The following is a 22,914-nucleotide window of genomic DNA, read 5'->3' on the forward strand; positions in this document are numbered from 1 at the left end:
TTCAGGTGATGGTCACTGTCGTGCTGTGCCAGCCGGTCGCGCCATCCGGGAAGGGCGCGGCCCGTTGATCGGTCTGGGTCGCGCCGGTGGCATCGGTGGCTCGCACGCGCAGGGTGTGGCTGCCAGGGCTGGCGTCCCAGCGGTAGGTCCACTGCCGCCACAGGTCCGCTGAGGGGCCGTCGGCGAGGCGGGCCTGCCGCCACGGCCCGTCGTCGATCTGCACCTCGACGGCCGTGATCCCGCGACGTTGCGCCCAGGCGACACCGGCGATCATGACGGGACCGGCGCGCCGTTGGGCGAAGGGTTTCGGGGTGTCGATGCGGGATGCGGTCTTCACGGGCGCCTCGGCGGCCCACCCGCGCTGTACCCAGTAGGGATCGAACGCGTCGAACGTGGTCACCTGCATGGAGGTGAGCCACTTGCAGGCCCCGACATAGCCGTAGAGGCCGGGGACGAGCATGCGGACGGGAAAGCCGTGCTCCAGGGGCAGGGGTTCGCCGTTCATGGCCACGGCCAACAGCGCGTCGCGACCGTCGAGGATCGCCTGAAGCGGGGTGCCGATGGTCATGCCCTCCACGGAACGGCTGACGAGCTGATCCTGCCCGGCGTGGATGCCGGCCTCGCGTAGCAGCGGCGCCAGGGGGATCCCCGTCCAACGGGCGGTGCCGATGTAGGGGCCGCCGACCTCGTTGGAGACGCAGTTGAGGGTGATGTCGCGCTCCACCACGCCGCGGGCGAGGAGCTCGTCGAATGTCCAGGTACGGGGCCGATCGACCGCTCCACTCAGGGTCAGCCGCCAGGTTTCCACGTCGACCTGCGGGACGGTGAGGGCGGTGTCGACCCGGTAGAAGTCCCGGTTGGGGGTGAGGAACGCCGAGACGCCGTCCACGCCAGCGGAGACGCCCCCGGGCAGCGGCGGCGCGGGTTGCGTGGGCGGCGGTATGCGAACGGCCGCGCGGGAACGGGCACCTGCGGCTCTGCCGCGACCGACAGTCTGGCCGATGGTCGCCGTGGCGCCGGCGGTGAGCGCTGCTCCCGCCGCCGTGGCCAGAAACTGGCGGCGGTTGAGCAGCCGCGGCCGACCCGAGCCAGGAACCGGGAGCGTCCGAGCGGCGTGTGCCACCACCAGCATCGCGGCCATCCCGATTCCGGCCCCCGCCAGTACCGGCAGGACGTCCACGAGTGTCGCCGTCGGGCGGGACAGGGCGGCGGCGACACCGACGGCAGCGAACGCGGCAAGGCCCGCCAGACCGTGACGGCGTCGTCGTAACGTCGCCGCGCCGAGCAGGACCGCGCTCAGCGCCAACACTGTGTAGACCCCGGCGAGGAGGGCGACCTTGTCGTTGGTGCCGAAGGTGCGGATGGCGAATGCCTTGACCGGTTGCGGTGCCAGATCCACAGCGGCACTACCGACTGTCAGCACCGGGTCGGCGGCCGGATCGACCAGCGCCGCGACGAGGTGGGCCACGCCGAGGGCGACCCCGGCGCTCAGCACGCCGACGACGAGGCCGCGGGTGGCTGTCATGATTCGGGACGGCCCCGGCCGGCGGTTTGCCGGCCGGGGCTCGACGGGGATGGACACCCTCAGCTCTTGGGCATCAGGACGCTGTCAACGATGTACACGGTGGCGTTGGCCGTCGAGACGTTCCCGCAGACCACCATCGAGGTGCCGTTGACGGTGAACGACGTGCCACTACCGGTCACCGTGACGTCGTCGCCCTGCATCGTCTTGTGGGTGCCGGCCAGGGTGTCCGGGGACAACTGGGTCGGCACCACGTGGTAGGTGAGGATCTTCTTCAGCATGGCGTCGTCGGCCAGGACCTTGTCCAGGTCGGCCTTCGGGATCTTGGCGAAAGCGTCGTTGGTCGGCGCGAACACCGTCACGCCCTGCGCGCCGTTGAGCGAGTCCACCAGGTTGGCCTGCTTCACGGCCGTGACCAGCGTCGACAACAGTGGGTTACCGGACGCGGCGGTGGCCACCGGCACCTTCGCCATCGCCTCGAAACTGCCCGGGTTGGACGAATCGGTCGGCACGGCCGCGCACCCTGAGCCGAACTGACCCGACATCATCGTCGACGGCGAAGCCGAGGCCATCGGCGCGCTGGCCGACGTACTCGGCGTGCCGCTGGCGGTGTCCTCGCCGTCGGTTCCGCCGCAGGCGGACAGGGCCAGCACGGCGATCACGCCGACCGTGGCAAACAGGCGCCGCTTCATACGAACTCCTCAGATGCTTGTACTCGATTGCTGCTGTCATGAGGCATTCGAGGCCGACCCGCAGACGGATGGGTACAAGATCGGGAATTGTGTGCTGCCGGCGATGACAGGCGCCTACCCGGCAGGTCGACCGACCCACTGTCGGCCGGAGCGGACCCGGGCCTACCCCGGTGACAGCCCGTCGTGGGCAGTGGCGGCGCGCAGCTCCTTGAGCACGTACGTGGCGGCCTTCTCGACGACGCGGATGCCCTCCTTCTGGCTCACGTGATGGTCGGAGAGCACGGCGATCAGCCAGTCATGATCGGCCTCGACGATCCGCCCGATGCTGTTGACCAGCCAACGGCCCCCGTCGACATCAGCGGTGTCCCAGCCGTTCTTGACGTACTCGGAACGACCGTCCGGCTCCCGCGCGGCGGTGACTCCCCACCGTTGCTCGGGGATCACCTTCTTCATGAGACCCATGATGAAGGTACGGTCCTGCGGGGTCAGCGGTCCCGTCGGCGACGTCAGCGCGGTCAGCAGACGAAGCTGGTCGGCGACCGTGGTCGTGGTGAGTCCCCAGTGCGAGTTGGGCTTCGTCTCACGCAGGCCGAGCTCGCGGTTCGCGGCGTTGAGGCCGCGCGAGCCCTCGATCCGCTGCCACAGGGCCGCCGCCGCGTCGTTGTCACTGGACACGATCATGGCCTCGGCCAACCGCCGGGTGCCAGAACTCAGGGCCTTGCCCGGCGGGTTCTGGCGCAGCAGGAGAGCCGCGAGGATGTTGACCTTGACGATGCTGGCGGTCTCGAACCGTTTGGCGCCGACCGTCACCGAGGCCGTTCCCTGCCGATCCAGTGCCGCGACCGCCAGGTGGCCGTCGTACCGCTCCACGTAGGCCTTGATGCGCGTTCTCGCCTCGCCGATCCAGTCGATGGCCGGCGTCGTGGGGATCGGGCTGGCCGGGGAGGAACCGTGCGATGGTCCGGCTCCGTCGCCGTCGCGGCCGCGCGTGGCACCGAAGGCGGCCGTCGCAACGCCGGCCAGCGACACGGTGGCCGCGGAGAGGACCCAGCGTCGCGACAGCTGCCGCCCTATCCGCTCAGCCAAGGCGGGCCACCACCCTCGCCGCGATCGAGTCCACCACGGCCTGGCTGCCCGGATCGGGCAGACGGACCGTCGAGACCGTCTCGCCTCGTCTCACCATCACGAAGTACGTGACGGTGCTCGGGGTGTCCGCACGCGCGATACGACCTCGAATGAGCATCCCGGCGCCCTCCAGATAATGCGGATCCACGACGTCGAACGAGACCTGCGATCCGAGGACCGGGTAGCTCGCACACCGCAGGAGGACCCGACGGACGTCGTCGACGTTCCGCTCGGCCCATCCAGGTTCGTAGGTCTCCACGACGTGGTGGGCCCGCGACGAGCCGTCAGACAGCCGGTAGTAGCGCTCCACGGCAGCCCGCCGATGCGACTTGGCCAGGTAGTCGCTGCTCCGGTAGTTGGGGCAGCTGTCCTGCTCCCACGGCCAGGCCGCCAGACCGGTTCGCGCGTCGTCCTCGTGCCAGTCCGCTCCCAGATCGCCCGCCCCCAGCAGCAGCCCCGGGTCGCCCCGGTCCGCGTTCACCGTGTGCAGCTCGTCGGAGCCGACACCGGCCTCCCCCCGATGGCACCCCGAAGCCAACACCAACAACGCCGACAAGACCGCGATTGAACCTCGGCCTCTGCCGCGAATCCGGCCTCGGCTCGTCCTGCTGCTCGATGCGGACACCGAAAACCTCCCCAAACGCAGATACCTGCCAACACACGTGGCGCTTCGGCCGACGACGCGTGGCGGCACCTTCGTCGCCGCCGCAGCACCGACGCGGCGGTTCGCCGGCCGACCGTCCGACCCCATTGGGATCCGCCACACCCCGCCCACAGACGGGACCCGTCAATGGCGTTCCTCGGCGAACAGCTCGGAACGTGTCTCGCCGAGCAGCTCGCGCAGCCGGTTGAGGGAGCGCATGCTCTGGCTCTTGACGACGGCGATGGAGACGCCCACAACCTCGGCGGTCGCCTCCACGCTCAGGTCGTCCCAGTAACGCAGGACGATGATCGCCCGGTCCCGCAACGGCAGGGTGGCGACCGCGTCCAGCAACGTCATGCGCAGCTCAGCCGGATGTTCCTCGCCCCGCTCCGGCGGCGCCGACATCGCCAACTCACGGCTGGAACGACGTCGCCGCTGGTCGAGCATGCAGCGCAGCAGTATCTTGCGGGCGTACGCGTGGGGATCGTCGGCCCGGCGGACCCGCCTCCAGTTGGCGTACACCTTGGCCAGCGTCGTCTGGGTGAGGTCCTGGGCGAGATGCCAGTCGCGGCACATCAGGAAGGCGGCGTCGCGCAGCCGGCCGGCGGCCGCCTGCGCGAACTCCACGAAGTCTTCGTCAGCCATTCGACCGGGCCAACTTGGGGAACCTCTTGGCACCGTTGATGACGTACTCGGCCGGCAGTTGCGTCCCCCAGGTCGGGCTGGCGGCGATCTCGGTCGCCTCCTTCACGGAGAGGACGGCCGGTGCCGGAACGGTTCCCTTGGGGTCCCAGACCAGACAGGTGGAGATCATCAAATTGACCTGGAGGCCGCCGCGGTGGTGCACGGTGACCATCTGGTTCTGTACGCAGTTGCCGGGTATTTCGGTCAGCTCCACCGTCCCCGGGACCCGGTTGCCACCAAGGTTGTCCCGGTGGATGGAGAGCCGCAGCATGCCCGGTCCGTCGCCGCGGTCCAGGTAGAGCTGGACGAACGGCATGCCGCGGCCCGCCTCGCTGCTCTCAAGATTCGTGTAACCGCTGGTCTTCCCCGGGGGCAGCAGCTGGATCAGCAGTTCCAGGGCGCCCTCCGGTGTGGTGGTCAGCAGTTCACCGTCCGGCCCCGCCCCCATCCTCAGGGTGTCGATCACCCTGGTCGGGGGAATCGGCGGACGGGGGTCCCCAGGCCGCTCCTCGCCGGTGCCCGACTTCAACCCGCCCGGGGCGCCATCGGAGGACCCAGCCGGGGACGGCGTGGCGGTGTCGACCGACCCACCCGGCGAACCGACGTTCAGCCCGCCAGTCTGACCGGTGTCATCCGCACCGACCCGGAGCGGCCCGGCAGCCAGGCCGATCACGAGCAGCATCGCCAACGCCGATCCGCCGGCGCCGAACTGCGCCAGGCGACGCTGGCGGCGCAGTCGGCGGCCCTGCACCACCGCCTGCTGGACCAGGTCACCCAATGGCGGGGCGGGGTGTCGGGCCAGGTCGTCCCTGAAACGCCCACGCACGTCGCCCATGTCTTCGTTCCTCCTCGGCCGACCGCCCGCAGTGGCGATCCGTCATTGACCTGACGGGTTGGCAAGCCGCTTTGGTTACCGGATTTCGACGGGAATTTTCACCCACCCGCGTCGGCGGAGCGCAGCGTTCCAGGCCGTATGCGGCCACCTCCGCAGCGTCACGCTCCGCTCGCCAGAAGCGTTGCTGCGGGCGGTTCGAGCAGCTGAGGCTGCTGGCGACCCGGGCCAACTGCCGCGCTGGCGACACTGTGGGTCGAGGCACAATCCGTAGAGCATCCTAGGAGGTTAGGCCGACGCTCTTCGGCGATCCGGCCCGCGATTGACCTCCATCGAGCCAGGTCCATAGGATGACCATCGATGAGGATCGCGAGTTGGAGTCGCGCCACACCAGTCGAGGCAGCTGAGCTGGCAGCACTCTTCCAGCGCGCCGAGGCGGTCGCCCCGGTCGGCATGGAGCAGCGCGCTGAGGACGTCCGGAACCGACTGGACACTCTCGGGCCGGACAGCGCCGGACGCACCCGGGTCGGCCGCGACGACACCGGCAGCGTCGCCGCGTACGGCGAGGTCGCCGACATGGGAACAGCGGACGACGTGCTCCGCATTCGCCTGACCAACGTGTTTCATCCCGACGTCGCGGACGACGTCCGCACAGAGCTACACCACTGGCTCATCGACCAGGCGAAGCAGGTGCGGGACGACCGGGGGTCGGCACAGGCCGTTCTCGGAATCCGGTCTGCCGAGAACGACCCGGCCGGCCGCGAGCTGCTGATCCGTGGCGGCTTCGCGCTGGTCCGGCACGAACGGGACCTCGTCCTGGCGGTGCCTGACGAGCCGCTGGCTCCCGCGCTGCCGCAGGGTCTGATGCTCACGCCTGTCGACGAGCGCTACGACGAACTCGCCCGGCTGGCCCACAATGAGGCCTACGCCGACAGCCCCGCAGCGGTCCGACCAGACCAGCGCACCTGGCCCCAGCACGCGACCGGGCATCCGCGGTTCCTGCCCGACCTCTCCTGCCTGGTGCTCGCCGAGGCCGACCGAGGCGACAACCCGGTGGCCGCCTTCCTCTTCGCACTCGCCGACGGCAGCACGGACACGCCGACGGCGATCCTGCACTGCCTGGGCACCCGAGCACAGTGGCGCCGTAGTGGTCTGGCCACAGCGATGATCTCGCGGGTGCTGCACCGCGCGCCCTCGGCCGGCGTCCGACAACTACGACTCAAGGTCACCGACAGCAATCACAGCGCTCTGGCGCTCTACCGGAAACTCGGTTTCGTGGAGTCGGGGCAAGGGTTCGCGGTGCTGATGCGCCAGCTCAACCCCGAGGCCGACGAGCAGCCGTAAGCCAGACTCCCGCTCTGCGTCGGGTACGGGGCAGGTTCCCCGACCCGCCACAGCGCGTGGAGCCCGCCGATGCGGCCGTCCAGCTTGTCGATTCCGGTCTGGTCCACGCGTAACGCGGGTCGACCAGCCGCTGTGCACGCGGACTCCACCCCTTCCGCCCGGATCCGTAACAGGTCCGAAACTACCGGTTGAAAACTCTGGAATTTTCTGCCAGCCTGAGAGCCATCGACAAGTGTGAACGTTAACAAGATCAGTTAGCACTGGAGGCGCTCCACGCGACCGTCGGGCCCACCCACCTGCCAGGAGACCACGTCCACCACCGAAAGAGCCCAACGCCGCAACCACTCCCCCACGGGCGACCGGGCCTACCTGTCACCACTCCTTTATCCGCTGGCCAGGTAGCCCGAACCGACTCGCGGCCGGGCGGACGCCCGACCTGAGTCCCGCCCCCCGCTCGGGCGAACTCACCATCGCGTCCGCCGCTGTTCCAGCGGGGCCTCCCGCTGAAACAGCGACAGAAATCCCCTACCCCACCACTGGAGGATCAGCATGGTTTCCCGGACCCGTCCCATCGGGCGCACCCGACTACGAACACTCACTCTTTCCGGAACAGCCGCGATAATTCTGGCCCTGGTCGTCTCGCTGATGCCCAATCTGGCCCAGGCCGCCGAGACAACCCTCGGTGCCGCCGCAGCCCAGTCCGGCCGGTACTTCGGTGCCGCCGTCGCCGCCAACAAACTCAACGACAGCGCCTACACGACGATCCTGAACCGCGAGTTCAATGCCATCACCCCCGAAAACGAAATGAAGATCGACGCGACCGAGCCGCAGCAGAACAACTTCACCTTCGGCAACGCGGACCGGATCGTGAACCACGCCCTCTCCCGGGGATGGAAGGTCCGCGGCCACACCCTTGCCTGGTACTCGCAGCAGCCGGGCTGGATGCAGAGCATGGAGGGCACCACGCTGCGCAACGCGATGCTGAACCACGTCACCCGGGTGGCCACCTACTACCGCGGCAAGATCTACTCGTGGGACGTCGTGAACGAGGCGTTCGAGGACGGCAACAGCGGCGCCCGTCGTAACTCGAACCTCCAGCGCACCGGCAACGACTGGATCGAGGCGGCGTTCCGCGCCGCCGACGCGGCGGACCCGGACGCGAAGCTCTGCTACAACGACTACAACACCGACAACTGGACCTGGGCCAAAACGCAGGCCGTGTACAACATGGTGCGCGACTTCAAGTCGCGTGGGGTGCCGATCGACTGCGTCGGCTTCCAGTCGCACTTCAACGCCAACTCGCCGTACAACAGCAACTACCGCACCACGCTGTCCAGCTTCGCCGCCCTCGGGGTGGACGTGCAGATCACCGAGTTGGACATTGAGGGGTCCGGCACGACGCAGGCCAACACCTACCGCAGTGTGGTCAACGACTGCCTTGCCGTGGCCCGCTGCAACGGGCTCACCGTGTGGGGGGTGCGCGACTGTGACTCGTGGCGCTCCGGTGGCACTCCGCTGCTCTTCGACTGCAGCGGCAACAAGAAGGCCGCCTACACCTCCACGCTGGAGGCCCTGAACAGCGCCGGCCCCGGCACCACCCCCACGCCCACCACGCCGGGCCCCACCCCCACCGTCCCACCGGGCTCGGCCAGCGAGATCGTCGGCACCCAGTCCGGCCGGTGCGTCGACGTGCCGAACGCGGCGACCACCAACGGCACCCGCGTCCAGCTCTACGACTGCAACAAGCAGACCAACCAGGCCTGGACCTACACCTCGAACAAACAACTCCAGGTGTACGGCAACATGTGCCTCGACGCGGCCGGACCCGGCAACGGCGCGGCAGTGCAGATCTACAGCTGCCACAGCCAGACCAACCAGCAGTGGAACGTCAACTCCAACGGCACCATCAGCGGCGTGCAGTCCGGGCGATGCCTGGACGCCTGGAGCACCGCCAACGGCGCCCAGATCCAGCTCTACGACTGCCACGGACAAACCAACCAGCAGTTCAGGCTGGCCTCCCTCGGCGGCGGCACCCAGACGCCCACGCCCACGCCGACCACGCCGCCGCCGACCACCACGTGTGACCTTCCCTCGTCGTACCGCTGGTCGTCGACCGGCGTGCTGGCGCAGCCGAGGTCCGGGTGGGTGTCGCTGAAGGACTTCACCGTCGCCCCCTACAACGGCCAGCAACTCGTCTACGCCACCACCCACGACACCGGGACCACGTGGGGATCGATGAACTTCGGCCTCTTCAGCAACTACTCCCAGATGGGCTCGGCCAGCCAGAACGCGATGAACTCGGCGACCGTCGCGCCGTCGCTGTTCTACTTCGCGCCGCGCAACATCTGGGTGCTCACCTACCAGTGGGGTGGCACGGCGTTCTCGTACCGGACCTCCAGCGACCCGACCAACCCGAACGGGTGGTCGTCGGCGCAGACGCTGTTCACCGGCAGCATCTCCAACTCCAACACCGGCCCGATCGACCAGGCCATCATCGGTGACGACCAGAACATGTACCTGTTCTTCGCCGGCGACAACGGGCGGATCTACCGGGCCAGCATGCCGATCGGGAACTTCCCCGGAAGCTTCGGCTCCAACTACACGACGATCATGACCGACTCGACGAACAATCTGTTCGAGGCGGTGCAGGTCTACAAGCTCCAGGGCCTGAACAAGTACCTCATGATCGTCGAGGCCATCGGCTCGAACGGGCGCTACTTCCGGTCGTTCACGGCCAGCAGCCTGGGTGGGTCGTGGACCCCTCAGGCCACCAGCGAGAGCAACCCGTTCGCCGGCAAGGCCAACAGCGGCGCCACCTGGACCAACGACATCAGCCACGGTGAGCTGCTGCGCACCAACGCCGACCAGACCATGACGGTCGACGCCTGCAACCTGCAACTGCTCTACCAGGGTCGTTCCCCCAGTTCCGGCGGCGACTACGGCCTGCTGCCGTACCGGCCGGGTCTGCTGACCCTGCAACGCTGACGATCGGACATCACCGGGGCGGGCGGGCTCGGCACACGACGAGCCCGCCCGCCTCTCGCTCTCCCACCACCAGGAGGTACGACAGTGCGAGAACCTGCAGACCACTCCCCGCCCACGGGGAACACCAAGGCCGACCGAGTGTCGACCGGCTTGAGGGGCCGACTGTTCACGCTCGCCGCGGCCGGGATCGCCGCCGCAGTCGGGTTGCTCACCATCACCCTGGCGACCGGGTCGGCGTCGGCCGCCGACAACCCGTACCAGCGGGGCCCGGACCCCACCCGGACCAGCGTCACCGCCGTGAACGGCCCCTTTGCCAACACCTCAGTCAGCGTCCCGACCGGGTACGGCTTCAATGGCGGCCGGATCTACTACCCGACCGACACCAGCCAGGGAACCTTCGGGGCCATCGCGATCTCGCCGGGTTACACGGCGTTGTTCTCCGCCGAACTGGCCTGGATGGGGCCGTGGCTGGCGTCCCACGGCTTCGTCGTGATCGGCATCGAGACCAACAGCCGCAACGACTTCGACACGGCCCGAGGCACCCAGTTGCTCGCCGCACTGGACTACCTCACGCAGCAGAGCCCCGTACGCGACCGGGTCGACCCCAACCGGTTGGCGGTCGCCGGTCACTCGATGGGCGGCGGCGGCGCGCTGAGCGCAGCCACGCGACGCGCGTCGTTGAAGGCAGTGGTGGGCATCGCGCCGTACTCGCCGTCGTCGAACCTGGCCAACGACCGGGTCCCCACCATGATCTTCGCCGGTCAGGCGGACACAGTGGTCACCCCGTCCTACGCCACCGGCCTGTACAACAGCCTCCCGGCCACGACGGAGAGCGTCTACGTGGAGGTCGCCGGCGCGGATCATGGCTTCATGGTCGGGCGGTCGAACCCGGTGATGGTCCGGACCATGCTGCCGTTCGTCAAGATGTTCCTCGACAACGACACCCGGTACAGCCAGTTCCTCTGCCCCCTGCTGGACTCCAGCGGCGTGGTCACCTACCGCAGCACCTGCCCGCTGCTGCCGTCGACGCCAACCCCGACCGACCCGCCGACCCCGACCGACCCGCCGACCCCCACCGACCCGCCGACCGTTCCGCCCGGCTCCGCCAGTGAGATCGTCGGCACGCAGTCCGGCCGGTGTATCGACGTACCCAACGCCTCGCGTAACAACGGCACCCGGGTCCAGCTCTACAACTGCAACAAGCAGACCAACCAGGCCTGGACCTACACCTCGAACAAACAACTCCAGGTGTACGGCAACATGTGCCTCGACGCGGCCGGAACCGGCAACGGCGCGGCAGTGCAGATCTACAGCTGCCACAGTCAGACCAACCAGCAGTGGAACGTCAACTCCAACGGCACCATCAGCAACGTCCAGTCCGGACGATGCTTGGACGCCTGGAGCACCGCCAACGGCGCCCAGATCCAGCTCTACGACTGCCACGGACAAACCAACCAGCAGTTCAGGCTCGCCGCCCTCGCTCGTTGATCACGGCCGACTCCGCGCATCACCTGTTCGAGGGTGTGCGGGTCGACCAGCGGCAGGGCGAGATCCAGCACACCTGAAACGGGCGGATCCGGCGTCGCGCCGGGTCCGCCCGCATCACGTGCCTGGAGGGCGGCGACGCCCTGCGTCCCGGACGAGCGTCAGGGCGATGACGAGAAGCCCGAGCAGGGCGACGACGGCGTTGGCGGTCGTCAGGAACGCCTTCTCGCCGAGGGTGGCGTGGTGCAGGTGGGTCAGGTGAAAGAAGAAGTGTGGTATGGCGAAGGTGGAGAATGCCGCCGCCGCGGGGATGGTGAACGCCGCCCGAGGTACGACGAGCGCGGTGCCGAGGACGACGGCCAGGCCGAGGGTCGCTCCGCCGAAGTCTCGCGCGTAGTGCTCGCTGAACGGCGGGGTGAGGCTGACGGTCGGGAAGTTGTCGTAGAAGCTTTCGGGAAAGACCTGGTTCCAGAACCCGACAACGAGTTCGTCGAGGAAGAGGACGGCCAGGGCGATCCGGATCAACGTGGGAACCTGCCGGCGCTACTCGTACGAATGGGATCGTTGCTTCGTGACGAAGTCGCTTGACCTGCATCTGGAGTTCGATCGGAGCGCGGGTTTCCCGGGTCGCTCGCTGGAGAGCGCGTTACGGGAGAGCATCCGGACAGGCCGGCTGCGCGCCGGGTCGCGCCTACCGGGGAGCCGGAGCCTGGCCGCCGACCTGGGCTTGGCACGTGGCACTGTGGTGCAGGCGTACGCGCAGCTGGTGGCGGAAGGGTGGTTGCTGGCGGCACCCGGCTCGGGCACCCGGGTCGCCGACGTACGCCATGATCCACCCGGCTCGCGCGGGCAACCGCGGCCGTCGCCTCCCGCTGGGCCATTGATCGAGTTGCGGCCGGGGATTCCCGACCTCGCGTCGTTCCCCCGCACAGCCTGGGCGGACAGTGTCCGCCGGGCGCTGACAACGGCTTCGCGCGGCACGCTGGACTACTCCGAACCGACCGGGTTACCCGCATTGCGGGCGGCGGTGGCCGGCTATCTCGCGCGCACTCGTGGAGTGCTCTGCGAACCGGGTGCGGTGGTGATCACGGCGGGCTTCACCCAGGGCCTCTCCCTTCTTGCGCGGACGCTGCACAGGCGCGGCGTCCGCGCCATCGCCACCGAGAACCCCGGTCTGGCCCATCACCGCATGGTGCTGCGTGCCGCGGGCCTGACAGTCACCCCGCTGACCGTCGGTCCCGGCGGGGCCGACCCGGACGACGCGGCGGGTCAGGCCGCGCTCCTCACCCCGGCGCACCAGCATCCGACCGGCGTGGTGCTCGCTCCACGGCACCGCTACCGGCTCATCGCCTGGGCCCGGAAGCACGACGCGTTTCTGATCGAGGACGACTACGACGGCGAGTTCCGCTACGACCAGCGGCCGGTGGGCGCCATGCAGGCGCTGGCACCAGAGCGGATCGTGTACGCCGGCAGCACGAGCAAGTCACTGGCGCCAGGCGTCCGCCTGGGTTGGTTCGTCGTCCCCGAGCCACTGCGTCGTGAACTGACGACGACGATCGTGGAAGCCGGCGCCGCGGTCTCCGCGATCGACCAGCTCACCATGGCCGACCTGCTCACGCACGGCGACTACGACCGGCACATCCGCCGCATGCGCCTGACCTACCGGCGTCGCCGGACCGAGCTGGCCGGCCGCCTGGCCGAGGTGACCACCACTGCCCTGGAGGGCATCGCTGCCGGCGTTCACGCGCTGCTACCGCTGGCTTCCGTGGCGGAGGAGCGCTGGCTGATCCGGGCCGGACGCCGCGAGGGACTGCACCTGGTCGGACTGCACAGCAACGGCTACTGGCACGATCCCGCGGACGAGCGGCAGGCGGCAGCCCTGGTCCTCGGATACGCGGCACCGCCGGCTCATGCCTGGCAGGAGGCACTGTCCGGACTTTGCCAACTGGTCCATCAGACTGGTCACCAACTGGTCCATCCGGCTGGTCCGGTCGGGGATACGTTCGATCCATGCAGACCATGACAATCGGAAACAACGAGATCGTGCTGCTGGGCACGGCCATGCCGCCGGAGTTGCCGGAGGGCTCCCACGTGATGACAGCGACGATCGAACTGCCACCGGGCGACCCGGGCACGCCGCCGCACCGGCACTCCGGCCCGGTCTTCGGCTACCTGCTCGAGGGCGAGATGATCTTCGAGCTGGAGGGCGAGCCCGAGCGGGTGATCAAGGCCGGTGAGGCGTTCTGGGAGCCGGGCGGCGACGTCATCCACTACCGGTCCGCCAACAACCTGTCCGATCGAGTGACGAAGTTCCTGGTCGTGATGGTGTGCGCGCCCGGCCAGGAAATGCTGGTGCTGGTGAGCCCCGACGAGCTCGAACAGCGTAAGGACCGCCGCTCAACCCGGCCGAACTGACGGAGAGGCACGTCATGCGTATCGTTCTCGCCGGTTCGACAGGCGTCATCGGCCGTCGACTCGAGCCCATCCTGACCGCTCAGGGGCATGAGGTCATCGGGTTGGCCCGCAACGGCCCAGTCGCCGTCGACGTGCTCGACCGGGACGCGGTCGCTGCCGCCGTCCGCGACGCCCGGCCCGACGTGGTGATGCACCAGCTGACCAGCCTGAGCACTGGGGACTTCGCCGCCAATTCGCGGCTGCGTCGGACCGGGACCCGCAACCTGGTCGACGCGGCGCTCGCCGCCGGCGTACAGCGGATCGTGGCACAGAGCATCGCCTGGGCGTACGAGCCGGGCACCGAGCCCGCGACCGAGGAGACCCCGCTCGACCTCGGCGCGGCGGAGCCACGCCAGACCAGCGTGGCCGGTGCCGCCGCGCTCGAATCCGCCGTCCAAGAGGCGCCCGAGTGGGTCGTGCTGAGGTACGGCACCCTCTACGGCCCGGGCACCTGGTACGCCCGCGACGGTCTGATGGCCCAGTTCGCCGCCGCCGGCAAGGTTCCCGCCGACGCGGACGTGAGCAGCCTGCTGCACATCGATGACGCCGTCGCCGCCGCAGTCGAGGCTCTGCGGTGGCCCGTGAGCGTCGTCAACGTCTGCGACGACGAGCCAGCCGCCGCCTCGCAGTGGGTGCCCGCGTTCTGCGGGGCGACCGATGTGCCGGCGCCAGCGGTGAGCGGTGGCGAGCGGCACGGCTGGGCGCGCGGAGCGAGCAACCGCTACGCCCGCACGCACCTCGGCTGGAGCCCGACCTATCCGTCCTGGCGGCAGGGGTTCGACACACTGTGAGCCGCCCGCACCGACAATCGCGCCCGCGTCACTGCCGCGGATCCGCCACTGCCCCGCTCGGCGGGTCGCCCGGAAGCGGCACTGAGTCCACCGGCTGGCGAAGGCGCTCGATCAACTCGCGGGCCGCCTCGGCGTACCGCCGCTCCGATCCGCCGGGCCGGTGTCCCTGGATCGGCGGCGGGACACTGTCGCCGGGTAGCGGCACCACGTCGGCGGGATCCCGTAGCCGGCGGTCCACCGTCGCCGCAGTCCCGCCGACGGTCAACGGCGCGGGTGTCCGGTGGGCGCTGAATATCCAGCCGCCAACCGAGTCGGTGTCGCGCCACAGGTTCACCCACCGCCAGTCCACCCGAGCGCCAATCTCGTGCAGCACCTCGTCGTCGACGAAGGCGGGGAAGAGTCGCGCGTAGAGTCGGCTCAGTGGTGACCCATGGGTGAGCAGAGCGACTCGACTGCTGACCTGGGGCGGTAACTGGAGCACTGTCGCGGCGGCCAGGACCGAACCGTGGCTGTGCGCGGTGAGCAGCACGAGGTGGCCGCGTCCGACGAGGTAGGTGATTCGTCGGGTCAACTCCGGCACAGCCCGTTCGGCGTAGCAGGGTGGAGCGAACGGGTGGGCGGCCCGGGGCCAGAACGTGCCCAGGTCCCACAGGACACCGACGTGGCGCCTGAATTCGACTGTCCGGTAGGCGAAGATCCCGCCGATGGTCAGACCGAGGATGATCGCGGCGATCCCCCAGCTCCCGAACGCGATGGAGAAGGTGATCAAATCACCGGGTAACCGTGCGTACCGCTGTACGGACTCGCTCGGCAGCAGGTCCAGCAGACCGAGGGTGGTGGTGGCCGTGCCGATCCCGGCCAGGCATGCGTAGACCACCGCCAACGGAATAAGTCTTTCCGTGAAGCGGGCCCTTGCTATCGCCTTCCGCACCTGCCGCAGTCGGGTCTCGGCCGCGGGCGGGCGCTCCGGGTAGTCGCAGTCGACGATCACCGCCGCAGCATGACGTCGACGGCGGCGAGAGATGAGGATGACCGGCACCGCCACCACCAACGTGAACAGCACGGTCCGGAGAAAGCCGAAGATCGCCCAGGTGAACGCCGGCGGCAGACCGGACGCCAGGCCTTCTCCGGTCGGTGCGTCACGATCGAGGAAATCCGCCACCCGGTAGACGAACTCGGCGGACACTGCCACCGCCAGACTGACCGCGCTGGCCGCCATCACCAGTGCGCCCAGCCCGAGCAGCGGGATGGCGTCCCGCTGGCGAACCCGGCGCCAGAGCAGCACCGCGCCGAGGGCGGTGAGCAGGGTCGTCTGGGCGACGAACAGCAAGGTGAGAACTGCGCCGTAGCCGGGTAGGCCGCCCCCCTCGCGCCACGGCGCCGGGCTGGCGAGGACGTGGGCCGTCACCACGATGGTCAGGGCCACGGCCACCGTCCGCACCGCGCGGGTGATTCGGTCCAGCCGCTGGTCCGAGGCGGCCCGGTCGAGCACCGGGGGCAGGCAGAGCAGGACCACGCAGCTGGCCAGCACCGCCCCGGTGGCCACGGCCAACGAGATGGTGCTGGCCGAGGCGCCGTTCGCGGCTCGGGCGGCGAGCAGAGCGACGTCCAGTGTCGCGAACGCCGCCGCGACGTGAATCGAACGAAGCCGTCCCACCAGCGGCCCGGCGTCCCACTGACCGATCCCGCCGAGGCGATACTCGGAGACCTCGTCCGCCGGAGCGCGGAACGCGTCGAACATCTTTCTCGGCCGGGTGCTGGCACGCCAGAGCAGGCCGATGGCGCCGGCCGGAACCACCGCGAGTACCGCGAGGCGCAGGCCCACCGGTCGCCCGCCCAACCAGGACAACCAGGTGCGCCCGTCCAGGCAACGTGGCGAGCCCATGCACTTCCACGCGATCAGGTCCAGCGTGACACCGACGAAGGCAAGCACATACAGCGCGGTGAGAGTGAGCGCCAGCAACCGGCACAGGGATCTGACCATCGCGTCGGAGCCGGGGCTCGCCGGTCGCATCCAGATCGCCAGGTTGGCCAGCATGAACGGCAGGAGGAACACCAGCGACAGTGTTCTGACAACGCTTCCGGCGGGCAGGTCACCCCAGCGGTACGCCTCCGTCACCCGTTCGCCGGTGCCGCACGAACATGGGCGGTGGGGGCGGTAGAAGCCCCCACTGCGGTCGCCCGCGACCTGCTCGACCTGCGCCGCGTTCAACACCTGAGCGGCGCTGGCGTTGGCGGCGCCGTGCACCCGCAGCTCCACCACGTCATCGGACATCCCGGGCCCGCCTGGCCGCGCTGATGCACCCGACATCGGCCCCTCCGAAGCACCTTCGGTGGCCAAGCCGGGGTGAACCCGGCCCCCGCGCCACTCGCGGCGGTGTACCCCGCCCGGCCGAGACCAACCGTGGGCCCGCCGCACGGATGGTGCAGCGCCTGCAGGTCCTCGGGCCGCACAATATTCCGGTGTCGATCCGGTGGGCGGTGGCTAGCGTACGCGGATGAGCATTGTCCCGAGGGCCGGACTGCGGCTGCGATTCCTCAGCGATCCGGGCGAGTTCCTGGCCGTTGCGGGTGACTACCTGGGCGCCGATCCGGTCGTCAGCACGGTCGTGACCACCATCGCGCACCGGCTGTTGTCGCAACGGGCAGAGGGTATCCCTCAGCCCGACCGTAACTGGTGGCTCGTGGTCAGCGACGACTCCGGGGCGGTGGTCGGTGCCGGGATGCGCTCGGCGCCGTATGCCCCCTATCCGCCGTTCCTGCTGCCCATGCCCGACGAGGCGGCCGTTGCGCTCGCCCACGCGTTGCACGAGCGCGGGGAGGAGGTCCTCGCGGTCAACGGCGCCCTGCCCGCGGTCGACCTGTGCGCCGCCGCGCTGGCCCAGCTCGGTGGGGGCGCAGTCCGGGTCGACCAGCACACACGGCTGCACCAGCTCGGCGAGCTGACACCGCCGCCACCGGTGCCCGGCAGCTTGGTGACCGCGACCGTGGACGACGCGGGACTGGTCACCGAGTGGCTCGCCGCGTTCGTGGGCGACGCCGACGAACAGGCGGGCCGCCCGCGTGGTGCCAGCGCGCACGAAGCGCCCGACCATGCGGAGGTGCTGCATCGGATCCACGCCGGACGGCTGTGGTTCTGGCTCGACGAGACCGGAGAGCCGGTGCACCTCACCGGTGCCAACCCACCGTCGTTCGGCGTGGCCCGCCTTGGCCCGGTGTACACACCGCCGGGCCAACGGGGGCGCGGCTGGGCCAGCAACGCGGTCGCCGAGGTCTCCCGCCGAATCCAGGCCGAGGGTACGCAGGTCTGCCTGTTCACCGACCAGGCCAACCCGACGTCGAACAAGATCTACGCGGCCCTCGGCTACCGGCCGGTCGTCGACATGGCCAACCTGGTCATCGTCTGATGAGCAGCTGGTGGAGCGGCCCCACCGATCAGGTCGAGGTCTGCTCACGCAGTGCCCTGGTCGAGCTGGCGGCGGTACTACCGGCAGCCGGCAGATTCGTCGTCGCCCGGCTCGACGGTGCGAGGATGACGGATGCGGACCACACCTTCTACGAGTTCTCCGACGCGCTGCTCTTTCCCGGCTACTTCGGCTGGAACTGGGCCGCGCTGTCCGACTGCCTCCGCGACCTGAACTGGATGCCCGCGGACGGGTATCTCATCGTCGTCGAGAACGCGCCACGGGTGCTGTCCAGCAGCGCCGAGGATCGGCACACGCTGTTGTGCATCCTGTCGCAGGCCGTACACCACTGGGCCAGGCCGTTCGGCCAACCAGAGTTCAAGGTGCTGCTGCTCTGCGACCGCGACGACGAGGCGGCGCTGTTGCGGCAGGAGATCGCCCGTGCGGACGCCGGTACGCCTCAGCGAGACGGCTTCGCTGATCGTCGGCCGTAGGAAACGGTTGTCCCGACCAGCAACGCCGCTCCGGCGAAGAAGTAGGTGTTGATTGCGATGCCGATCCAGAACTCGCCAGTGGAGACGTCCGCCACCCCCATGAAACCACCGCGACGGACACCGCTGACCATCACATAGTTCTCGGCCATTCCTGGCACACCCCGGATGACGAGCAGGGTGCTGCCGAACACCAGTGGGGTCAGGATCAGCCACCGGGGGAGGTGTCGCGCCGGCGGGCGGACAGTGGCCAGAACGACGGCTGCTCCGAGGGCCGACACCGCGATGAGCACCACGTTGAAGATCACGTAGGCCCTCATGCCCCACGGTCCGCCGCCGGTCGGATCGCGCCCAGGGAAGAACACCAGGATCACGTGGGACACCACAAAGACGTTCAACCAAGCCAAGGCGCCGTACGCCCAGCGACGACTACTGAAAGCGGGCATACCAGCACCCTCGCCAAGCCGACAGCGTGACGCCTCCCTCAGTGGGTCGGTTCCACTCCCCCAGGAGAGCGAGGTGCGGGAGCCCCGCCGCGCACCCGACCAGACGAGGACGCCTCCAATCGCTCGCTGGTCACGACGGCTGCGGTCCTACCGACTACTGACGGCCCGGGGCCGGGCTCGCCGCTCGCGCAGCCAGACCAGCACCACCATGGCGACGTTGACGGCGCCGAGGATCAGCAGGGACGCGTCACCGGAGTCGGTGGACCGGTCGATCGCGAAGGCCTCGCCGTCCGCCATCACCGTGTTGACGGTCGTGAACAGGACGTTGTTGGCGACGTGGAAGGCAACCGGTGCCTCGATGCCACGGCTGATGATGGCCATCAGGCCAGTGCTGACCCCGATCACTGTGTAGTAGCCGAACAACCAGGGGTCAGCCGACCCGTGGACCACGGCGAAGCCCAGGCCGGACACGACGAGCCCGACGACCAGGGCGGGGCGAACCGCACGCACCCAGGACGCGGCGGCGGGCAGCACCGCACTTCGGAACATCAGCTCCTCGCCGACGGCCTGCACCGGGGTGCTCAGTGCGATGATCGCCAGCATGCCGATCGTCGTGCCGGTGACACCGAAGGCGGTCCAGCCCGGGGCGTCGGGCGCGACCAGCGCCACGACACCGATCCCGGCACCCACCAGCAGCGCCGCCGCGACCAGGTAGTACGTCAGGCGGCGAGCGTCGAAGGCTCGGGGTGCACTGATCAGGCTGCGCCACGGCACCCTGGCGATCCAGACCAGGAGCAGGATCGCCAGGGCGCCCGCCGTGCCGATGCTGAGGTTGACGGCCAGGAACTTCAACGGCGTGAGGGTGGCTGACATCGGGTCGTCGCTGCCCTCGATGACGCCCACAAGCTGGTAGAGCAGAACCTGTAGCACCACCATCGCCAGCGGCGGCACGCCGATGACCACCAGCGGCTTCCACCAGCTCATCCGAAGGTGGGCGCCGAAGGGCCGGGAGCTGTCGACGGCCAGCCGGGAATGCTCCGGCGTCTGGAGGCGCGAGCCTCCCGCATCAGAAGGGCTCGTCCCTGTCCAGGGTTTCGCGGCTCTGGGGGCGTTCATCGGGGAGCTCCCTCTCGTCGGTGTGGAGATCCCATTGCAGCGCTCATGGCGCCTCGCCGTCAGTGCCACCACGTCACCACGTCACAGTGACATTTCCTCGGACAGTCGCACCGCACGGTCACGGTCGGCGACGGCGGATGCGCCTACAGCCAGTCGTGTTCGCGGGCGTAGCGGGCCGCTTCGTGGCGGGTCCGGGTCTGGGTCTTGCGCATCGCGTTGGACAGGTAGTTGCGGACGGTGCCCGGGGCGAGGTGGAGCCTGGTGGCGATGTCGGCGACCGAGTAGCCCTCGCCGGTGACCCGTAGGACGTCGGCTTCACGCTCGGTGAGGGGGGAGTCCTCGGTGACGGCGAGCACGGACACGTCCGGGTCGATCCAGCGTTTCCCCGCGTGCAGGGTGGCGATGACCGAGGTGATGTGGGCTGGCTCGGCGGATTTGCTGACGAAGCCTTGGACGCCGAGCTTCAGCGCCTTGCGCAGCACGCCGGGCCGGGCATGCCGGGTCAGCATGAGGATCACCTGCTCCGGTCGCTCGCGGCGGATCTCGGCGACCGCGCCCAGGCCGTCCACGCCCGGCATCTCCAGGTCGATGACCAGCACGTCGGGCCGGTGCCGCAGGGTGGCGGCGATCGCCGTCCGGCCGTCCTGCGCCTCGGCGAGAACGGTGATGTCGCCCTCCATCGGCAGCAGCGCGGCCAGGGCCGTGCGCAGCAGCGCCTCGTCGTCGGCGAGGACGATGGTGGTCATCGGTCGTCCTTCCCGGTAACCGTCGGGGCCGCTTCGGCCCGAGCGGGTGGGAAGGTCGCTGCGGTCAGGAACCGCCCGTCCTTCTGTTCCACGGACAGCTCACCTCCGTCGTCCGCCACCCGTTGCCTCAGCGTCGCCAGGCCCCTGAGCTGCGGGGGCGAGGTGGCGGTCACGCCGTCGTTGACGATGGTGATGCCCGACGCGGCGAGCGTGATCTGCACCTGGGTGGCCTGCGCGTGCCGCAGGATGTTCGTGGTCGTCTCCCGCAGCACCTGCCCGAGCAGTTCGCTGGCGCGGGCGTCGACCTCGGCCTCCCGGGTCACTCGGACCCGGATGCCGGCGGCCTCGAACAGGTTCTTCGCGTTCTCGATCTCCGCGGTGAGGTTGAGCCGCCGCTGCGCGTAGGCGAGTTCCTTGGTCTGCGCGATGGTGTCGCTGACCAGCGTGTACGTCTCCCGCAGCTCCTTCTCCGCCCGAGCGGTGTCGCGCAGCAGCAGCCGCTGGGCCAGGGCGATCTTCAGCTTGACCACGTGCAGGGTGTGGCCCTGGATGTCGTGCAGGTCGCTGGCGAACCGCACCCGCTCCCGGACCACCGCCAGCTCCGCCTCGCGTTCCCGAGTCTGTTCGAGCTCCCGGATGAGGTCGTAGAACCGCTCGCCCACGACCGTGAAGACCGTCACGAGGACGGTGAGAGCGGTCGGGATGAGAACGTAGGTGACCAGGACGCCCACGATGTCGTCGCGCTGCACCAGCAGCCGCGCCACACCGACGACGGCGACGTAGGTGAACAGCCCGGCTATCGTCAGAGCCCGGCGCCGTCGCACCTCGCGCAGGGAAAGCGAACCCACGGCGCAGACACCCCAGTAGGCGTTGGGGCTGCCGGTCACCAGGACCCCGAGCGGCCAGACCGCCGCCGCCACGACCAAGCAGGGCAGCGCGACCCGGGCGAGGTCGTTTGCCGTCCACCGTTCGAAGGCCACCACGGCCGCCACGGCACCGGGTGCCAGGACGACAAAGTGCCACCAGGCGCGCGCGTCGGTGTAGAGCAGGATCACCGCGGCGAACACCACCGGCGGCAGTGATGTCGCGAGGTTGAGCCGGCGCAGCCTTCCCTGCGTCGACTGGGTGAAGCGCGGCGGTCTCGCGGTCACCAGGTCAGTATCCGGCAGCCAGGGGTCAGCACCAGTGACACCACGTCACTTGCGGTGATGACGTGGTGCCACTGACAGATCGGCTGCGCCCGCGCTGTCATAGGTGCATGTCCACCACACCCGTCATCGAAGTTGACCGGCTGAACCTCACCTACGGTGATTTCCACGCCGTCAGGGACCTTTCCTTCGAGGTACGACCTGGAGAGCTCTACGCGCTGCTGGGCACCAACGGAGCCGGGAAGACCTCGACACTGGAGGTCATCGAGGGACACCGCAGGTCAACCTCCGGCACCGTACGTGTCTTCGGGCACCGCCCCGACGACCGCCAGACGGTACGTCCCCGAATGGGCGTCATGCTCCAGGAGAGCGGATTCTCCCCCGACCTCACCGTTCGGGAGTCAGTCGGCCTGATCGGCCGACTTACCGCACGCACCGACGACGTCGACCGGGTACTCGACCTCGTCGACCTCACCAGCCGAGCCCGCCGCAAAGTAGCTCAGCTCTCCGGCGGCGAGAAGCGCCGCCTCGACTTTGCCACCGCCGTCTACGGCACCCCAGAACTGATCGTCCTCGACGAACCCACCACCGGCCTGGACATTCAATCCCGCGACGCCGTCTGGGCGACCGTCGACCGCCTTCGCGAAAACGGCGCCACCATCGTGCTCACCACCCACTACCTGGAAGAAGCACAACAGCGCGCGGACCGCATCGGACTGATGCACCACGGCACCCTGCACCGCGAAGGCACCGTGGCCGAACTGACCCGCACCCTGCCCGCCGTCATCCGCTTCACCCTCCCGGCACCGGCACCGGCATCGGCGCTGCCGCTGCAGGCCGCCGTCGAGGTGGACGGGAAGGTCGTGGTCGAGACCTTCGCACTGCAGAACGACCTGCACATCCTGCTCCGGTGGGCGCAGGACCACGCCGTGGAGCTGCAGGGCCTGGAGGCCGGGCCGACCCGCCTCGACGACGTCTTCCGCGCCATCGACAACTGACCCGCCGT

Annotated in this window: 21 protein-coding genes; 9 read left to right on the forward strand and 12 right to left on the reverse strand. The window is 69.3% G+C overall.

The window, feature by feature from the left end; genetic code table 11:
• Position 1: 1 nt before the first annotated feature.
• The 6 genes from ACFYPG_RS04890 to ACFYPG_RS04915 form a co-directional block, all read right to left on the reverse strand.
• Positions 2-1,525 (reverse strand): molybdopterin-dependent oxidoreductase, encoded by a 1,524-nt coding sequence (locus tag ACFYPG_RS04890; protein ID WP_355006397.1) that lies wholly within the window; start codon positions 1,523-1,525, stop codon positions 2-4.
• A 59-nt stretch (positions 1,526-1,584) separates the two neighbouring features.
• Positions 1,585-2,214: a fasciclin domain-containing protein gene (locus ACFYPG_RS04895; RefSeq protein ID WP_355006398.1), complete on the reverse strand. Its 630-nt coding sequence runs from the start codon at positions 2,212-2,214 to the stop codon at positions 1,585-1,587.
• A gap of 162 nt (positions 2,215-2,376) precedes the next feature.
• Entirely contained in the window at positions 2,377-3,300 is a 924-nt protein-coding gene (locus tag ACFYPG_RS04900) for a serine hydrolase (protein ID WP_387350318.1), read from the reverse strand.
• Complete coding sequence (locus tag ACFYPG_RS04905) at positions 3,293-3,820, reverse strand: hypothetical protein (RefSeq protein ID WP_387350320.1); 528 nt, start codon at positions 3,818-3,820, stop codon at positions 3,293-3,295. Before ACFYPG_RS04905 ends, ACFYPG_RS04900 begins: the two co-directional genes overlap by 8 nt.
• Positions 3,821-4,126: 306 nt before the next feature.
• On the reverse strand, positions 4,127-4,627 hold the full coding sequence (locus ACFYPG_RS04910; protein ID WP_355006401.1) for a SigE family RNA polymerase sigma factor: 501 nt from the start codon (positions 4,625-4,627) through the stop codon (positions 4,127-4,129).
• Positions 4,620-5,501, reverse strand: coding sequence for a hypothetical protein (locus tag ACFYPG_RS04915; protein WP_387350322.1), 882 nt, complete (start codon positions 5,499-5,501; stop codon positions 4,620-4,622). Before ACFYPG_RS04915 ends, ACFYPG_RS04910 begins: the two co-directional genes overlap by 8 nt.
• A gap of 357 nt (positions 5,502-5,858) precedes the next feature.
• Between ACFYPG_RS04915 and ACFYPG_RS04920 the strand changes: the two genes are divergently transcribed.
• From ACFYPG_RS04920 to ACFYPG_RS04930, 3 genes are all read left to right on the forward strand, one after another.
• A complete protein-coding gene (locus tag ACFYPG_RS04920; protein ID WP_387350324.1) occupies positions 5,859-6,842 on the forward strand; it encodes a GNAT family N-acetyltransferase in 984 nt (327 codons plus the stop codon).
• A 549-nt stretch (positions 6,843-7,391) separates the two neighbouring features.
• A complete protein-coding gene (locus ACFYPG_RS04925; RefSeq protein ID WP_387350326.1) occupies positions 7,392-9,827 on the forward strand; it encodes a non-reducing end alpha-L-arabinofuranosidase family hydrolase in 2,436 nt (811 codons plus the stop codon).
• 138 nt (positions 9,828-9,965) lie between these two features.
• Complete coding sequence (locus ACFYPG_RS04930; RefSeq protein ID WP_387350328.1) at positions 9,966-11,315, forward strand: ricin-type beta-trefoil lectin domain protein; 1,350 nt, start codon at positions 9,966-9,968, stop codon at positions 11,313-11,315.
• 114 nt (positions 11,316-11,429) lie between these two features.
• Here the strand turns inward: ACFYPG_RS04930 and ACFYPG_RS04935 are convergent, their stop codons facing one another.
• A complete protein-coding gene (locus ACFYPG_RS04935) occupies positions 11,430-11,837 on the reverse strand; it encodes a hypothetical protein (protein ID WP_387350329.1) in 408 nt (135 codons plus the stop codon).
• A 46-nt stretch (positions 11,838-11,883) separates the two neighbouring features.
• On the opposite strand from ACFYPG_RS04935, the gene ACFYPG_RS04940 reads away from it, so the two are divergent.
• Genes ACFYPG_RS04940 through ACFYPG_RS04950 form a run of 3 tightly spaced genes read left to right on the forward strand, consistent with a single transcriptional unit; the run spans position 11,884 to position 14,557 of the window.
• Positions 11,884-13,335: a PLP-dependent aminotransferase family protein gene (locus ACFYPG_RS04940; protein ID WP_387350331.1), complete on the forward strand. Its 1,452-nt coding sequence runs from the start codon at positions 11,884-11,886 to the stop codon at positions 13,333-13,335.
• Complete coding sequence (locus ACFYPG_RS04945; protein WP_387350333.1) at positions 13,323-13,727, forward strand: cupin domain-containing protein; 405 nt, start codon at positions 13,323-13,325, stop codon at positions 13,725-13,727. Before ACFYPG_RS04940 ends, ACFYPG_RS04945 begins: the two co-directional genes overlap by 13 nt.
• A 14-nt stretch (positions 13,728-13,741) precedes the next feature.
• Positions 13,742-14,557 carry an NAD-dependent epimerase/dehydratase family protein gene (locus tag ACFYPG_RS04950; RefSeq protein WP_387350335.1) on the forward strand — a complete coding sequence of 272 codons (816 nt, stop codon included), beginning with the start codon at positions 13,742-13,744 and terminating at the stop codon, positions 14,555-14,557.
• 28 nt (positions 14,558-14,585) lie between these two features.
• Here ACFYPG_RS04950 and ACFYPG_RS04955 read toward each other — a convergent pair whose 3' ends face one another.
• Positions 14,586-16,832, reverse strand: coding sequence for a hypothetical protein (locus ACFYPG_RS04955; protein ID WP_387350337.1), 2,247 nt, complete (start codon positions 16,830-16,832; stop codon positions 14,586-14,588).
• A 223-nt stretch (positions 16,833-17,055) separates the two neighbouring features.
• Here ACFYPG_RS04955 and ACFYPG_RS04960 point away from each other — a divergent pair, with 223 nt between their 5' ends.
• Entirely contained in the window at positions 17,056-17,964 is a 909-nt protein-coding gene (locus tag ACFYPG_RS04960; RefSeq protein WP_387350339.1) for a GNAT family N-acetyltransferase, read from the forward strand.
• Positions 17,964-18,455, forward strand: coding sequence for a barstar family protein (locus ACFYPG_RS04965; protein ID WP_387350340.1), 492 nt, complete (start codon positions 17,964-17,966; stop codon positions 18,453-18,455). The genes ACFYPG_RS04960 and ACFYPG_RS04965 overlap by 1 nt, the downstream gene beginning before the upstream one ends.
• Here the strand turns inward: ACFYPG_RS04965 and ACFYPG_RS04970 are convergent.
• The 4 genes from ACFYPG_RS04970 to ACFYPG_RS04985 form a co-directional block, all read right to left on the reverse strand.
• Positions 18,422-18,835, reverse strand: a complete 414-nt coding sequence (locus ACFYPG_RS04970; protein WP_355006409.1) for a hypothetical protein — start codon at positions 18,833-18,835, stop codon at positions 18,422-18,424. The two genes, ACFYPG_RS04965 and ACFYPG_RS04970, sit on opposite strands and share 34 nt — an antisense overlap.
• Positions 18,836-19,045: 210 nt before the next feature.
• Positions 19,046-20,014, reverse strand: coding sequence for a CPBP family intramembrane glutamic endopeptidase (locus ACFYPG_RS04975; protein WP_387350342.1), 969 nt, complete (start codon positions 20,012-20,014; stop codon positions 19,046-19,048).
• A 143-nt stretch (positions 20,015-20,157) separates the two neighbouring features.
• Entirely contained in the window at positions 20,158-20,760 is a 603-nt protein-coding gene (locus ACFYPG_RS04980; RefSeq protein WP_387350344.1) for a response regulator, read from the reverse strand.
• Positions 20,757-21,911 carry a sensor histidine kinase gene (locus ACFYPG_RS04985; protein ID WP_387350346.1) on the reverse strand — a complete coding sequence of 385 codons (1,155 nt, stop codon included), beginning with the start codon at positions 21,909-21,911 and terminating at the stop codon, positions 20,757-20,759. The genes ACFYPG_RS04980 and ACFYPG_RS04985 overlap by 4 nt, the downstream gene beginning before the upstream one ends.
• A gap of 62 nt (positions 21,912-21,973) precedes the next feature.
• Between ACFYPG_RS04985 and ACFYPG_RS04990 the strand changes: the two genes are divergently transcribed.
• Complete coding sequence (locus ACFYPG_RS04990) at positions 21,974-22,906, forward strand: ABC transporter ATP-binding protein (protein WP_387350348.1); 933 nt, start codon at positions 21,974-21,976, stop codon at positions 22,904-22,906.
• Positions 22,907-22,914: the final 8 nt, after the last annotated feature.

Origin of the sequence: Micromonospora sp. NPDC005553, assembly GCF_042871765.1 — a bacterium.
GTDB lineage: Bacteria > Actinomycetota > Actinomycetes > Mycobacteriales > Micromonosporaceae > Micromonospora.